The organism is Prevotella sp. P4-51, assembly GCF_002251455.1.
Classification (GTDB): Bacteria; Bacteroidota; Bacteroidia; order Bacteroidales; family Bacteroidaceae; genus Prevotella.
Genome location: NZ_NPJM01000076.1, coordinates 25,900 through 41,041, shown reverse-complemented (window position 1 = coordinate 41,041; position 15,142 = coordinate 25,900). Strand labels below are relative to the sequence as shown.

Genomic DNA, 15,142 nt, shown 5'->3' with positions numbered 1-15,142 from the left:
TGATTATGTTATTTTCTGTGCTTGGCCACCGCCTTCTTTACGGCGACCTTCCTCACTGCCTTTTTCTTGACTGCCGGCTTCTTGGGAAACGCCTTGCCCTGGGCAAAGACATTGAGAGCAGCCCTGATGTTGTCATCGTCCTGGTTGAGGTATTCGTTCCAAGCCTCCTCGTCGAGCATATTATAGATGATGCGACTGTTGATATACTGGTCGAGCAGCTTGTGCGACTTGCGTATCATCAGGTTGCGTCGCTGCAGACCGTTGCGGTCGGCATAGGAGGCAAATCGCTCCACGAGGTTCTGCGTCTTCAGATAGTCATAAAGCGACTGCATGTTGCGATACCCGTTCAGTTTGGCACGGTTATCATCCGTATAGTCGTAGGCAAACTGCAGTATCAGTCCGCTCATGGCAGCCCGCTTGTAATATGACGTCATACCCAGGGTGTCTTCGGGGATGAAGATGTCGGGGGTGATGCCGCCACCGCCATAGACCACGCGTCCGATATGGGTGTGATAAGCCGGACCGGTGTGCTTGATGGAGTCTTGCGAGAAGTATTCGCCGTGCTGATAGCGGTCTACCAGGTCTTGGGCGTAGAACGACTCGTCGCCCATGGTATAGGGCTTCTGGATGCAGCGGCCCGAAGGAGTGTAGTAGCGGGCGGTGGTAAGACGGATGATGCTGCCGTCGGGGAACTCCATCTGCTTCTGCACAAGGCCCTTGCCAAACGAGCGGCGGCCGATGATGGTACCGCGGTCATTGTCCTGGATGGCGCCGGCAAAGATTTCAGACGAAGAGGCCGAGCCCTCATTGATAAGCACCACAAGCGGTATATCCTTGTAGCTGCCGCGACCATCGGAGAGGAACTCCTGTCTGGGCTGCTTGCGGCCCTGGGTATATACTATCAGACGGTTCTTGGGCAAGAACTCGTTGGCCATCTGCACAGCCGTCTCGAGATAGCCGCCGGTGTTGTCGCGCAGGTCTATCACGAGATTGGTGAACCCGCTCTGCGAGAGCTTGGCCAGCGAGATGAGCAGCTCGGCATAGGTGGTCTCAGAGAATTTCTTCACGCGGATGTAGCCGGTCTTGTCGTCGAGCATATAGGTGGCGGCGATGCTCTTCTGGGGGATGTCGCCACGCGTGATGGTAAAGGTATGGACCATCTTGGAGCCATAGCGCACCACGCCTATCTTGACCTTGGTGTCCTTGGGGCCCTTGAGCCTGTGCATGGCCTCTTCCTGGGTCACTATCTTACCCACAAACGGCTTGCCATCCACGCTCACAATCTTGTCGCCTGCCAGAACGCCGGCCTTTTCGGCGGGACCGTTCTTGATGACGCCCTGGATGTGAATAGTGTCCTGTCGGATGACAAACTCGACACCGATACCCGAGAACGAACCCTTCAGGTCGTCGGTGGCAGTCTGCGCCTGCTTGGCATTGATATACACAGAGTGAGGGTCGAGCTCGGAGAGAATCTGCGGGATAGCCACATCCACCAGCGAGTCGATGTTGACCTCGTCTACATACTGGTCGCTGATGATATGCAGCAGATTGCTCAGGCGGTTGCTGCCGCTGTTGATGATATTCAGTCGGTTGCCCGAGAAATGATTGGCATAGAATGTTCCGATGATGATGCCTATGATGATGCACAGGGCCATCAGCAGCGGAGTGAATCTGTTAGACTTTTTCTGATTCATTGTCGTTAGCATTAAGATAAACCACTTCGATATTTGCACGCTTCAGAAGGTTGATACCATCCTCAAGACGATACTTCTCACCATAGACCACGCGCTTGATGCCTGCCTGGATGATGAGCTTGGCACACTCTATACAGGGCGAGGCGGTGACATAGAGCGTAGAGCCGTCGCTGTTGTTGCTGCTACGTGCCAACTTGGTGATGGCGTTGGCTTCGGCGTGCAGCACATAGGGTTTGGTGAGATTGTTCTCGTCTTCACACACATTTTCAAACCCACTCGGTGTGCCGTTATAGCCGTCGCTGATAATCATCTTGTCCTTGACCACCAGCGCCCCTACCTGCCTGCGACGGCAGTAGGAGTTCTCGGCCCATATATGTGCCATGCGCAGATAACGCAGGTCAAGGCGGTATCGCTTCTCTTCTTCTGTCATGTCGGTATGTTGTTATTGGGTGTCGCTTTTTATTCCGTTGCGCTCGAGCAGTGCGTCGATGGTGGGCTCCTGACCGCGGAAGCGCTTGTAGAGCGTCATGGGATGCTCGGTACCGCCACGCGAGAGGATATTGTCTCTGAAGCTCTGGGCGGTGGCACGGTCGAAGATGCCGTGCTTCTTGAAGACGCTGAAGGCGTCGGCGTCGAGCACCTCAGCCCATTTGTAGCTGTAGTAGCCGGCAGCATACCCGCCCGCCATAATGTGGGAGAACTGCACCGTCATGCATGTGTCCTTGAGCTGCGGAGTGACCATTGCCTTGGCCCAAGCCTTGTGTTCGTAGTCGATGATGTCGTCATCGAAGGCGTCGCGCTGGGTGTAGTAGGCCATATCCAGCAGACCGAAACTCACCTGACGCAGACAGCTGTAGCCCACCATGAAGTTGCGGCTGTCCACGATGCGGCGGATAAGCTCGTCGGGCAGAGGCTCGCCGGTCTGATAATGGTAGGCAAAGGTACTGAGGAATTCCTTCTCTACGGCATAGTTTTCCATAAACTGGGAAGGCAGTTCGACGAAGTCCCACCACACGTTGGTACCCGAGAGACTCTGGAAGCGGGTGTTGGCAAACATGCCGTGGAGCGAGTGACCAAATTCGTGCAGGAAGGTCTCCACCTCGCTCAGCGTGAGCAGTGCCGGCTTCTCGGCCGTGGGCTTGGTAAAGTTCATGACCAGTGACACATGCGGGCGCACATTGTTGCCCTTGCGGTCTATCCACTGTCCCTGAAACTCTGTCATCCATGCTCCGTTCTGCTTGCCTTTGCGCGGATGGAAGTCGGCATAGAGCACAGCGAGATACTCTCCGTCGTTGTCGTACACCTCATAGGCTTTGACATCGGGATGATACACGGGGATATCCGCGTTTTCCTTGAAGGTGATGCCGTAGAGACGGGTAGCCAGTCCGAAGACGCCGCCGATGACGTTCTCCAGCTTGAAGTAGGGGCGCAGCATTTCGGCATCGAGATTATAGCGCTCCATCTTGAGCTTGTGGGCGTAGTAGGAGATGTCCCAGGGCTCCAGCTTGAAGTCGTCGCCCTCGTGGCGGCGCGCCATCTGCTCTATCTCTTCCATCTCGTTGACGGCGGTGGGCTTGTAAGCCTCGATGAGGTCATCGAGCAGACGATAGACATTGGCGGTATTGGTCGCCATGCGCTGCACCAGCACATAGTCGGCATAGGTGTCATATCCCAGCAGCTGTGCCACCTCGCGGCGCAGATTGACCAGCCGTTTGCATATCTCCAGATTGTTCTGCTCGTTGTCGTGGGTACATACGGTCATGTGGGCCATATACATCTCACGACGCAGGTCGCGCCTGTCGGCATAGGTCATGAAGGGCGAATAGCTGGGGAAGTCGAGCGTGAACACCCAACCCTCCTTGTCCTTCTCGGCAGCAGCCTGGGCGGCAGCCTCACGCTGTGTGTCGGGCAGTCCGCTCAACTCTGCTTCGTCGGTGATGTGCAACTGATATGCCTTGTTCTCCTTCAGCAGGTTCTGAGAGAACTGCAGCGAGAGCATGCTGGCTTCTTCGGTCAGCCGGCGCAGCTTCTCCTTGTCCTCGTCACTGAGCAGGGCACCGCTGCGCACAAATCCGTCGTAAGAGGTTTGCAGCAGCATACTCTCCTCGGGCGTGAGCTCACGATGGTGCTCATAGACATACTTGATGCGCTCAAAGAGACGACGGTTGAGCGACACGTCGTTGGCGTGCTTGGTCAGTATAGGGTTGAGTTTCTGGGCCAGGGCGTCCATCTCATCACTGGTCTCGGCACTGAGCATGCACGAGAACACGCTCGACACGCGGTCGAGCAAATCATAATAGTGCTCGCCCTTGCTCAGGTCCACTCGGGTGAGAGTATTCTCAAAGGTGGGTTCTTTGGGGTCGTTGATGAGCTTGTCGATAGCCTCATCGTCACGGCGTATACCCTCCATGAACGCCTCTTCATAGTGTTCGGTCTTTATTCTATCAAAAGGAACAGTGTCGTGAGGGGTGTTATATGGCAGGAAAAAGGGATTTTCCTGAGTTTTGTCTATATTTGCTGTAATGTCCATACTATTCGTAGTTGATTTCGATGCAGTGACGGCGCTCCTGTTCACCACAAGCACGCTTAATGGCTGAGGCGCCGCCTATTTTATGCAAAAATAGTGCAAACCGAACGCCATAAGCTCGCTTAATGGCTGAGGTGCCGCCTATTTTATGCAAAAATAGTAAAAAACTAACATATTCAAGCCATTATATCCATTTTTTTAACTAATGTTTTACTTCCATTGGCGACGGCCGCTGTCATTCATGCCTTGAGCGGGCTTTGATCCGCCACTCCCCTCGCCCATTTCGCGACCCATGAACTTGCCTACGGCGCCACCCAGACCCGCTCCAGACCGCTGCCCACCAAGCCATTTCCCACAGAGATGGCATTGGCGATGATTTCAGGGTTTGATTTCTGTATTTCGGACTGCGATTTATGTGTGGCAAACCATGATTTCAGTATTTCCCACTTCGCCGTCAACTTATTTGCGGTCACGGGCGGTTTGTCGCCATTCACGGTCATGACGGGGCTGCGGGCGAAGCGCCCCTCGGCGGTAGAAACGACAGAAGGGGATGACACCTTGGGGCGCGGGAAAACCGCTGAACCTTACGGAGTCATCCCCTTCGGGAATATGGGGGCTATCGCTTTACTTCCTGTCCATCACGCGCCATACGTAGGCGATGTAGGCGAAGACAAACGGCACAAGGAGCGACACGTAGAACATCGTGCGGAGCGTGAACTCACTGCTGCAACTGTTGGCAATAGTGAGCGAGCACTGCAGGTCGGCATTGGAGGGATAGTAGGCGGTATCGGCATAGCCTGCCACCAACAGCAGAGAGAGCACGACCAGCACCACGCCCACACCGGCGGGCCAGATGCCACGGATATAGGTTTTGCTGACGATGGTGCGCACCACGCCGTAGAGCAACAGCACCACGCCCGCGAGGGTGAGCACGACGAGCAGCGGCATGGCAAGGTAGTTGTGCAGATACTTCATCGGCTCCAGCGACACCACGCCCGTGGCGGCGTCGACGGCATATCCGTCCTTGAGCAGCAGTCTCACAAAGAAGGCCAAGAACAGCACGAGGAAGGGCACCGTGCATCCGATGAGGCGCACGCTGCCACGCGAGCGGATGTCCTCGTCGTCCACATTATTTATAATATAGAGCGTGCCCAGCATGCGCGCCAGAAACATCACGGCGAGACCAAACACGAGGTTCCACACGTCGAGCAGCGCGTCGAGTCCGGCAGAGGCGTTGGCCCAGCGGCTGATGACGGGCGAGCCGACATCGGTCAGCGACGCCTTCTCTACCAGGAAGTTTGAGCCGTCGAAGAATGTAGCCACAGCGCCACCGAGCAGCAGCGGACCCACGATGCCGTTGAGTATGAGGAACCATCGGTAGGTGCGGGTGCCAAGCAGATTGCCCTTCTTGAGCTGGAACTCATAGCTCACTGCCTGCAGCACAAACGAGAAGAGGATAATCATCCACAGCCAGTAGGCTCCGCCAAAGCTGGTGCTGTAGAAGAGGGGGAACGAGGCAAAGAAGGCTCCGCCAAAGGTGACGAGCGTGGTAAAGGTGATTTCCCATTTGCGTCCGGTAGAGTCGAGCACCTTGCGCTGTCCTTCTTCGGTACGGCCAAGGCTATAAACCATTGAGTTGGCGCCCTGCACAAAGAGCAGGAACACAAGCAGCGCCCCAAGCAGCGAGACGATAAACCACCAGTATTGTTGTAGGAATTCGTAAGTCATAATCATATTATGATGTATAGGGTTTCACAAGTTGTTATTTGTTGGCATTATAGTTTCTGATGACACGGCACATGATGCTGACCTCGGCTATGAGCAGCACGGTGAAGAGTATCAGGAAGAGGAAGAAGGTCAGGGCCACGCTGCCCGACTGCAGGTCGGAGACGGCTGCCACCGTGGGCATCATGTCCTGGATGGCCCAAGGCTGTCGGCCCAACTCGGCGACTATCCATCCTGCCTCGCTGGCGATATAGGTAAGGGGCAGCATCGCCAGGGCAGCCAGATACAGCCAGCGATGGGTGGCGGTGATGTCCTTGCGCCAGGCGATATGGCCGATGACGAGGAAGAAGAGCATGAGGAGCGACCCCACGCCCACCATGATGCGGAAGGCGTAGAAGTTGACGGGGATATAGGGCACCAGTTCGGCTCGGTCCTTGATATATCCATAACCGAAATATGGCATGTCCTGCTTCAGCTGGGCAGCCAGACTGTCCAGTCGGGCGTCGGTGGCGTCGGCAGCCTTCAGCTTGCGATAGGTGGCAAGGGAGGTGATGGCTCTACGGCCACGCTCCATCTTCTCTTCGGCAGAGAGTTCGCACTTGCCGTCACGGGTATAGCCGTTGAGGATGTCGTTGACACCGGGCACGTAGCCGTCTATCGAGTGGGTGGCAAGCAGGGAGAGTCCGTTGGGGATGGCTATGCGCAGCGGAGCCTCGCCGCCCTGGGCATAGTCGGACTGCTCCAAAGGGTTGACAGCGGCTATGGCGGTGAGCGACACGCCCTCGCCTCCGTCGTAGAGTGCCTCCATGGCTGCCAGCTTCATGGGCTGGGTCTCTGCCACCTTCACTGCCGAGAAGTCGCCTGTGGTCATGGTGAGCACAGCGGCCACGATGCCCACGATGCTGGCGATGCGGATACTCTGGCGTGCCATCTCCTGCTCACGGCGGCGCAAGAGATACCAACAGCTTACGGCGCACACGAATACGGCGCCCACCACCCAGGTAGAGGTGACGGTGTGGAAGAACTTGTCGACGGCAAAGGGCGACAGGGCTACATCAATGAAGCTCGTCATCTCGTTGCGCACGGTGTCGGGATTGAACTCGCAGCCCACGGGGTACTGCATCCACGCATTGGCCACAAGTATCCACCATGCCGAGATGGTGGCGCCGAGTCCGGTGAGCCATGTAGAGGCGAGGTGGAAGCCACGCGACACCTTCTCCCAGCCGAAATACATGACGGCGACGAAGGTGCTCTCCATGAAGAACGCCACGATACCCTCGACAGCAAGCGGGGCGCCGAAGATGTCGCCCACAAACCAGGAGTAGTTGCTCCAGTTGGTGCCGAACTCAAACTCGAGGATGATGCCCGTAGCCACGCCCATGGCGAAGTTGACGCCAAACAGGCGCTGCCAGAACACGGCAGTTTCTTTCCAGAATAGTTTACCTGTGCGGTAATAGCACGTTTCCATAATGCCCATGATGAGGGCCAGACCCAGCGTGAGCGGCACAAAGAGCCAATGGTAGATGGCTGTAAGTGCAAACTGCGCACGCGACCAGTCGATGAGGGTTGGGTCGATTGTCAACAGGTGTGTCATTGTTTATAATTTTAAGATGATTGATGATTGTCGTAAGATTTCTAAGGGGCAGCACCGCCATCGGGTCAGCGCCCCACCAACTGGCCAGCCACATAGGCCGCCTTGTCGCCGTCGTGCGCCTTCTGCTCCAGCACATCGGGGAAGAAGAAGAGTTTCAGCACAAAGAAGATGACAAATAGCTTGATGAGGATGACTGCCCACAGCACCCGGCCGAGGGTCATGGTGCGGAAACCGTCGGCATAGAGCCGGTACACCTTATATAATATATTGTTTCTGTTCATTGTCGGAAAGTGTCTGGAGTGGGTTGCTGATGGGCTGGGGCTGCCAGGTCGGCCACAAATCCTCCCCGGAAGAGCTGCAGACGCCCCTGGTTCTGCAGCCGATGCAATGCGCGCGACACCTCGAGACGGCTGCAACCCAGCTCTTGGGCCAGGCGTACCATCTTGACGACCACACGCTTGGCGCCTACGGGGTAGCGGCTGTGACTATGGACAAAGTCGACGACGCGGCTGTCGATGCTTTCGCCGTGGCTGCGCCAACAGCGGGCGTGTCGCTTCTGGATAAGCGCAGAGAGAAGATTGAAGTAGTTGATACGGAAGATGGGAAAACGGTCTATCAACTTATAGATTTCGTCTTTGCCGATACCGATGACGCTGCAGGGCGTCAGGGCGCGATAGAGGCTGGCATAATGGGGGCTCACGCCAAACAGCGCTTCGTACTCGAACAAGAGCGGAGCCGCAGCGGTCTCTGCCACCGCATAGGACCCGTTGTCGGCAGAGGTGACGACCTCTACCCTGCCGTCGATGAGAAAGAAGAGGCGGTCGCAGGTGGTCTGGGCACGCGCTATGGTGTCGCCCTCGGCATACTTGTGGAAACCCAGACGGGTATGGGTCACCAGCGCACCGAGGTCGGCCTTGCTCAGTCCCTGGAAGAGGGCAAACTGGAGCAGCTTGTTGTATATATGCAGCGTGTCCATAGGGGTAACGGTGTCAGAGGGGGTGGCGCTATCAGCGGGCGGGGTCGGCCATCTTGTCGCGCAGTGCCGGAGAGCACCACACGGCATGGCGGCCCTCGCGGTCGGTATAGATGAAGTAGGCCATCATGTCCTTATGTCGGGCAAGCACCTCCTGGGCGCGCTCGAGTCCCATCACCATGAAGGCGGTGGCATAGGCGTCGGCACGGGCACAACTGTTGGTGAGCACCGTGGCAGAGAGAATGCTGTGCTGGACAGGGTAGCCGGTCGCAGGGTCAATGGTATGGGCATACTTGCGGCCGTTCTTGTAGTAGAAGTTACGGTAGTTGCCGCTGGTGGCCATCGCCTTGTCGGCAACATCGATGATGGTCTGCAGTTCCTGGTTGATATTGAGACTGTCGTCGGTGGGCTTGGTGACGCCGATACGCCAGGCGGTCTGCTTGTCGTTGACGCCGTGGGCAACGATTTCTCCGCCTATCTCTATCATATAGTTGGTCACGCCCTGGTCACGCAGATAGCGCGCCACCACATCGCAGCCGTAGCCCTTGGCTATGGCGCTGCAGTCGAGCATGGTGCGGGCGTCCTGCTTCACGACATGGCGTCCGCTGAGTTTCACCTTCTCATATCCCACAATAGCCAGCAGACTGTCTATCACAGCCTTGGTGGGCGGGGTACCCTGCTTGAAACCGAAGCCCCAGGTATTGACCAGCGGCGCCACGGTGATGTCGAAGGCGCCGTGGGTGTCGGCAGAGACCTCCTGCGCCATCGTAAACACATCGGTGAAGAGGTCGTTGACCTCGACGGTCTCGTTGCGGTTTACGCGAGAGATGATGGAGGTCTCGTTAAACGGAGAGAGCGAGTTGTCTACCTGCTGCAGCTGGTCGAGTATCCCGGCTTGCAGGTCGCGGTCGTACTGGTACACGATGCTGTAGGTGGTGCCGAATATCATGCCCTTGTTGTGCTGGTAGGGCATCGCCCGGTTCTGGCGCACGATGATGACCGTCGCCACAATCAGAAAGAGCAGAAACACACCCTGCCCTATCAGTTTCTTCTTGCTTGTTCGCTCCATATAGATGATGGTGTCAGAGTTCGATGATTACATTGAAGGTGCCGCCGATACGGTCGTCGTAGCGACCATAACCAGGGATATACCAGGCCTTGCCGATAGCGGGGTCTTTGGATGTGAGTTTGCGCTTGTAGCGCAGGCTCCATCCCAGACGCAACGGGCCCCAGATGCGGGCATCGACGCCAGCGACCAGTTCGAGCCAGTGGCAGTTGGCACTGTTGTCCTTATAGCTGTACTCCACATCGTCGCCCCACACGGGGTCCTTGACAGCGGTGCCGTCGACATCATACTTGAAGGAGGTATAGCCATAGCGGCCACCCACATAGACGCGGTTCACGTCGTGCTTGTTGCGCAGCACGTTGAAGTCTACACCCACACGGCCGTAGGGAGCCGAGGTCTTGTAGCGCAGTCCACTGTCTACATCGTCGGCATCGGCATGGCCCACACCCAGCTCGACAACGGGGAAATAGCGGTCGCGCAGATTGAGACGGGCGGCAGCCTCGTACTGGCCATAGTCGCCCAGACCCGACTGGATGACGCCCACGAGGTCGAACGACACTGCCACTCCGCGGAAGAGGGGTATGGTGTCGCGGTCGGTAAGGGTCTTGCCCTTGTGGTTCTGCGCCTGCAGCGCCAGGGGCATCAGCAGAAGCATGAGGCTAACTGCCAAGACTCTTGAAATAGATGAGCAAATGCGGTTTCTGAGCATCGTAGCTTACTTTATTCTGGTTAATCACAACAGAGTCAATGCGGTGATGGGTGCATTTGACCTGCTGCAGCGTATGAAACATGGTGGCGGGACAGTCTACTGACTCGAAGTGGGGTTCATTGGTCTTGGTGATGGTCACGGTGTCTATGGTACGCACACCGCCATCGGGACGGATGTCGAAGTAGTACTCGTCGCTCTCGTGGCTGTAGCTCAGCGGGATGCTGAAGCTGTCCACGCGCAGCGCCTTGTTGAGCAGCACGGTGTCGGCTCCCGATGTGCGCTTGACCGAGATGGTCAGCGTGTCGTCGAGCGTCGTCACGTCGCCAGCCAGCCTATACTTGGTATAGACGGTATTGTTGAGCGGACAGTCTATCGACGAGCACGAGGCAATCACCGCCACCACCGCCACAAGCAGTAGCGCTATTTTCCGCATCGTATCTCCTCCTCTATCTGGTAATCATTGCGGTTGGGGTTGCTACGGCTTACCAGGTCGCCGATGAAACCGGCAAGGAAGAGCTGGGTACCGATAAGCATCGAGGTGAGGAAGATATAGAACCAGGCAGAGTCGGTGACCAGATGGCCATAGTTGCCCTGACTCAGTTCGACCAGCTTGCTGATGCCCAAGATGGCGAGGGCGATGAAGCTGATGAAGAATACCAGCGAGCCCAGAAATCCGAAGACGTGCATAGGCTTCTTGCCGAAGTTGGAAAGGAACCACAGGGTGAGCAGGTCCAGATAGCCGTTGAAGAAACGGTTAAGGCCAAACTTGGATTTGCCATACTTGCGGGCCTGGTGGTGTACCACCTTCTCGCCAATCTTGTCGAAGCCGGCATTCTTGGCCAGGTAGGGAATATAGCGGTGCATCTCGCCATAGACCTCGATATTCTTGACCACCTCCAGGCGGTAAGCCTTGAGGCCGCAGTTGAAGTCGTGCAGGTTCTTCACACCGCTTATCTTGCGGGCGGTGGCATTGAAGAGCTTGGTGGGGATGGTCTTGGACAGGGGGTCATATCGCTTCTGCTTGTAGCCCGACACGAGGTCGTAGCCGTCCTCCATAATCATCTTGTAGAGTCCGGGTATCTCGTCGGGAGAATCCTGCAGGTCGGCATCCATAGTGATGACCACGTCGCCCTTAACCTCCTTGAATCCGCAGTAGAGCGCGGGACTCTTGCCATAATTGCGGCGGAACTTGATGCCACGCACGTGCTCCGACTCCTTGCTCAGACGCTCGATAACGTCCCATGAGTGGTCGGTAGAACCATCGTTGACAAATATTACTTCGTAGCTGAAGCCGTTGGCTTCCATCACACGCTTAATCCAGGCAAAGAGCTCGGGCAGCGATTCTTCCTCGTTGTAGAGGGGGATTACTACTGATATATCCATATCTTGTTTACGTTTTATATATACATTATTTATTATAGGGGGCATTACTTCGGCGCATGATGGCTGCCACGGGCAGCGACATGATGGCGCAGAACGTGATGTTCTGGGTGAAGAAGGTGAACACCAACTGCACATCGCTTGTGGCACGCAGCGTGTTGACGGCCTCCTGAAGCTCTCGCACCGACAGGTTCTGCTGTCGGTAGATGGCCTCTATCGTCTGGAGAGCGCCCACCAGCATGCCGACGAAGGCACCGTTGTCGAAGAAACGGAAGTAGACCAGCTGGAAAGCCGCGAAGAGCAGGCTGGCGTAGAGGAAGGTATACCACAGATAGGCATAGCCACGACGGAACGAGATGACTCCGTCGAGGGCACGGTCACGGAAGACCTTGAGGCGTGCGCCGGCCACAAAGGGAGTGGCTATGGCAAGCATCGTGCCCCACACGGACTGGGGGTCGAAGATGATGGCCATAAAACTGGCTGCCCACAGCACTGCCATGAACACGCCATCGATACGCGCAAAGGCCTTGACCTGTTTGAAAGCGTCGCTAAGTGTCATATTATCTGCAAAAGTACTGTTTTTTAGAGAGAAAATCCATAAAACTGCGATTTTTTCGCATTTCCATGGTCTTTTTTTTTGGTTCTTCCGCCTTTTAGAATGATGGAAGATAATTAGCTGGTTATCGACAAAGGCCTTAAGGGATATATGGCATGACTTAGTCAAGACCTATAAAACTTCTGGTTGACAACAACTTGTAGAACAGAACACGCTCATAGCTTATAAGCGACATATGATGGTGGCGGAAAAGGATTGGTTTCTTGGGATAAAATCGAAGAGTTTCTGAAGAAGAATCAAAGGCAATTGTATAGACAGAAAAACATACTTCGTAGCTACCCGCCTGGCATGGGGCGACTGCCATTCGCATACTTATAGTGAACTTCACCAGATGTTAAAACCGATAAATCTTGTTAAACGAAGGGCGTATTACTTCGTATGTTTATACCTTTGTGTACTGTTTTATAATCTGAAGGATAACACTTAATAAAGAGAAGGAAAGATGAAAGATTGTTCAGGACATCCAGTTGTCTGCAACCATAATAAAGTAGGCTTCTTGGGATTGCTCGTCACATTAGGCATCGTATTTGGAGACATTGGAACATCACCCCTATATGTGATGAAGGCCATACTCCATACAGGCGAAGCCATCGACGAAAGCACTATCTTGGGTGCATTGTCCTGTATCATTTGGACACTCACCCTACAGACCTCCATCAAATACGTATGTGTGGCTCTGCGTGCCGACAACAATGGCGAAGGAGGCATTCTCGCCCTCTACGCTCTTCTGCGCCGCCTCAAGAGTAAGTGGATTTATATACTGGCTATCATTGGCGCCAGTACCTTACTGGCAGATGGAATTATCACCCCTGCCATTACGGTTACTACAGCCATTGAAGGACTCGAAAGTATCAGTCCGAATCTGCCTGTCACTCCCATTACACTTGCCATTATCACCATCATCTTCTTTGTGCAGCGGTTTGGCACCGAGAGTATTGGCAAGTCTTTCGGAGTCTTCATGCTCCTATGGTTTCTCCTGTTGGGCATAATAGGCGTCATCAGTATCACGACCTTCCCTATGATACTAAAGGCATTCAACCCATATTATGCTGTCATCCTGTTGGCAAAATCCCCCCAATGGTTTTTAATTCTGGGTGCCGTGTTTCTCTGTACTACCGGTGCAGAAGCTCTTTACTCCGACTTGGGACATTGTGGCAGAAAGAACATCACCATCAGTTGGGCCTTTGTAAAGACCATGCTCATTCTCAACTATCTGGGACAGGGAGCATGGGCGCTGAATCATGTGCAGACAGCCTACTCCGTGAATCCGTTCTTTGCCATCATGCCGCAGAACATACTTGTCTTCGCCATCATTATGGCCACGGGTGCGGCTATCGTTGCGAGTCAGGCACTCATCAGCGGTACCTTCTCTATCTTGAGCGAAGCCATGAACCTGCACTTCTGGCCCCGTATGCGAATCAAGCATCCCACACATGTAAAAGGGCAGCTTTATATCCCCGTAATCAACCTTGCCATGTACATCGGTGTGGTCCTCATCATCTTGCTGTTTCGCGACTCCTCACACATGGAGGCTGCCTACGGACTCGCCATTACTATCACCATGCTGATGACTACATTGCTGCTCGGTTTCTACCTGCACAGCAAGGGTATGGCGCGACTTTTCACGATATTGTTTATTGGCACATACTGCACCATCGAGGGCATCTTCTTAACTGCCAATTTGTCAAAGTTTCTCGCAGGAGGCTGGTGCACAATGCTCATTAGCGGAATCCTGTTCCTGATGATGTATGTATGGGTACGTGCCATGAAGATACGCCGCCAGTACATTAGCACCAAACCACTGGACGACTATTATCAGATTATCTCCGACATCAAAGCCGACGAAGACATCCCCAAGTACGCTTCCAATCTTGTCTATGTAAACCATGCCGACAAACAAGGTACCGTAGATGACAAGTTGCTATATTCCATCATCAACAAGCAACCTAAACGCGCTGACCATTACTGGCTCATCAATATGGAGTTTGTAGATACTCCTGATACGCTGGAGTACAGTTGCGAGACCTTAGTGCCCGACACACTGTACAGCGTGACCATGCACATAGGTTTCCGTATCGAGCCTCGGGTTAGTCTCTATCTGAGACAAGTGGTGGAAGACCTTGTGGATAGCAAGAAGGTTGATCTTACCAGCACCTATCCTTCACTCCGCAAAAACGGTATTCCTGGCGATTTCCGTTTCATCATCATCCACCGCGTGTATTATCCCGAGAGTTCCGTCAACCGCCAGCAGAACCTGCTGATGACCATCTACGCCCTTATCAGCAAGATAGGCATTGACGAGCCAAAGGCATTGGGCCTTGACACTTCCATGGTGGTGGTAGAACGCGTACCGCTGATTATCAATCATCACATTGGCAGCATCAGGCGAATCGCACAAATTGTAGAAGAATAAACAAAACCAACTGATTGTATGTCCATCACTTAGAATCAGTCGGTTTTTGTATTTTTAGATATTGCTGTCCGCTAAAACTTTTTTTGAGCATATAAAAAATAGGGCTGGATTCCTCGCTTGGAATTCAGCCCTTTTATCTAGTACATTCCAATTCTCGTCATAAACCATGCTTATACCATTACCATAAGCCAATATTTACTCTGCCTATCAACTGAAATAAAACTGTAGTATGCTCTTTCTATTGCAGGCACAATCGTCTTAAAAAACTTCATTTACCACAGATTGAGCATTCGCAACTGAAGATGAAAGCAATGCAAGTATTGCAAAGAATTAAATTCTCACAATTTCTTTTTATTAAATTGATTATATTGTCTTTTCAAAAGTTGTGCTCAGAACAACATTGAAATGTTGAATCTTTATTATATCTGCAAGAGACCAAAGAGTG

The 15,142-nt window shown here is 54.1% G+C and carries 14 protein-coding genes; 1 reads left to right on the top strand and 13 read right to left on the bottom strand.

Features of this window, described 5'->3' with window-relative positions; translation table 11 throughout:
- Window positions 1–8 precede the first annotated feature (8 nt).
- From CIK94_RS13710 to CIK94_RS13650, 13 genes are all read right to left on the bottom strand, one after another.
- Window positions 9–1,694: a S41 family peptidase gene (locus CIK94_RS13710; RefSeq protein WP_094423372.1), complete on the bottom strand. Its 1,686-nt coding sequence runs from the start codon at window positions 1,692–1,694 to the stop codon at window positions 9–11.
- Window positions 1,675–2,124: a dCMP deaminase family protein gene (locus CIK94_RS13705; RefSeq protein ID WP_022309945.1), complete on the bottom strand. Its 450-nt coding sequence runs from the start codon at window positions 2,122–2,124 to the stop codon at window positions 1,675–1,677. The genes CIK94_RS13710 and CIK94_RS13705 overlap by 20 nt, the downstream gene beginning before the upstream one ends.
- A gap of 12 nt (window positions 2,125–2,136) precedes the next feature.
- Window positions 2,137–4,224: a M3 family metallopeptidase gene (locus tag CIK94_RS13700; RefSeq protein ID WP_094423371.1), complete on the bottom strand. Its 2,088-nt coding sequence runs from the start codon at window positions 4,222–4,224 to the stop codon at window positions 2,137–2,139.
- A 299-nt stretch (window positions 4,225–4,523) separates the two neighbouring features.
- Window positions 4,524–4,778, bottom strand: a complete 255-nt coding sequence (locus CIK94_RS13695) for a hypothetical protein (protein WP_144007748.1) — start codon at window positions 4,776–4,778, stop codon at window positions 4,524–4,526.
- 67 nt (window positions 4,779–4,845) lie between these two features.
- Window positions 4,846–5,949, bottom strand: coding sequence for a cytochrome d ubiquinol oxidase subunit II (locus tag CIK94_RS13690; RefSeq protein ID WP_094423393.1), 1,104 nt, complete (start codon window positions 5,947–5,949; stop codon window positions 4,846–4,848).
- 34 nt (window positions 5,950–5,983) lie between these two features.
- Complete coding sequence (locus tag CIK94_RS13685) at window positions 5,984–7,540, bottom strand: cytochrome ubiquinol oxidase subunit I (protein ID WP_094423369.1); 1,557 nt, start codon at window positions 7,538–7,540, stop codon at window positions 5,984–5,986.
- 65 nt (window positions 7,541–7,605) lie between these two features.
- Window positions 7,606–7,821: a DUF4492 domain-containing protein gene (locus CIK94_RS13680; RefSeq protein WP_022309949.1), complete on the bottom strand. Its 216-nt coding sequence runs from the start codon at window positions 7,819–7,821 to the stop codon at window positions 7,606–7,608.
- Window positions 7,818–8,516 (bottom strand): Crp/Fnr family transcriptional regulator, encoded by a 699-nt coding sequence (locus CIK94_RS13675; protein WP_158215098.1) that lies wholly within the window; start codon window positions 8,514–8,516, stop codon window positions 7,818–7,820. Before CIK94_RS13675 ends, CIK94_RS13680 begins: the two co-directional genes overlap by 4 nt.
- A 31-nt stretch (window positions 8,517–8,547) precedes the next feature.
- A complete protein-coding gene (locus tag CIK94_RS13670) occupies window positions 8,548–9,582 on the bottom strand; it encodes an FAD:protein FMN transferase (protein ID WP_094387407.1) in 1,035 nt (344 codons plus the stop codon).
- Between the two features lie 13 nt (window positions 9,583–9,595).
- Window positions 9,596–10,249 carry a DUF6048 family protein gene (locus CIK94_RS13665; RefSeq protein ID WP_371591851.1) on the bottom strand — a complete coding sequence of 218 codons (654 nt, stop codon included), beginning with the start codon at window positions 10,247–10,249 and terminating at the stop codon, window positions 9,596–9,598.
- A complete protein-coding gene (locus tag CIK94_RS13660) occupies window positions 10,239–10,721 on the bottom strand; it encodes a DUF6452 family protein (protein ID WP_094387408.1) in 483 nt (160 codons plus the stop codon). The genes CIK94_RS13665 and CIK94_RS13660 overlap by 11 nt, the downstream gene beginning before the upstream one ends.
- Window positions 10,709–11,671 (bottom strand): glycosyltransferase family 2 protein, encoded by a 963-nt coding sequence (locus tag CIK94_RS13655; protein ID WP_022309954.1) that lies wholly within the window; start codon window positions 11,669–11,671, stop codon window positions 10,709–10,711. The genes CIK94_RS13660 and CIK94_RS13655 overlap by 13 nt, the downstream gene beginning before the upstream one ends.
- A 25-nt stretch (window positions 11,672–11,696) precedes the next feature.
- Complete coding sequence (locus CIK94_RS13650; RefSeq protein WP_094423366.1) at window positions 11,697–12,227, bottom strand: DUF4199 domain-containing protein; 531 nt, start codon at window positions 12,225–12,227, stop codon at window positions 11,697–11,699.
- Between the two features lie 499 nt (window positions 12,228–12,726).
- Between CIK94_RS13650 and CIK94_RS13645 the strand changes: the two genes are divergently transcribed.
- On the top strand, window positions 12,727–14,697 hold the full coding sequence (locus CIK94_RS13645; protein WP_094387410.1) for a KUP/HAK/KT family potassium transporter: 1,971 nt from the start codon (window positions 12,727–12,729) through the stop codon (window positions 14,695–14,697).
- Window positions 14,698–15,142 lie beyond the last annotated feature (445 nt).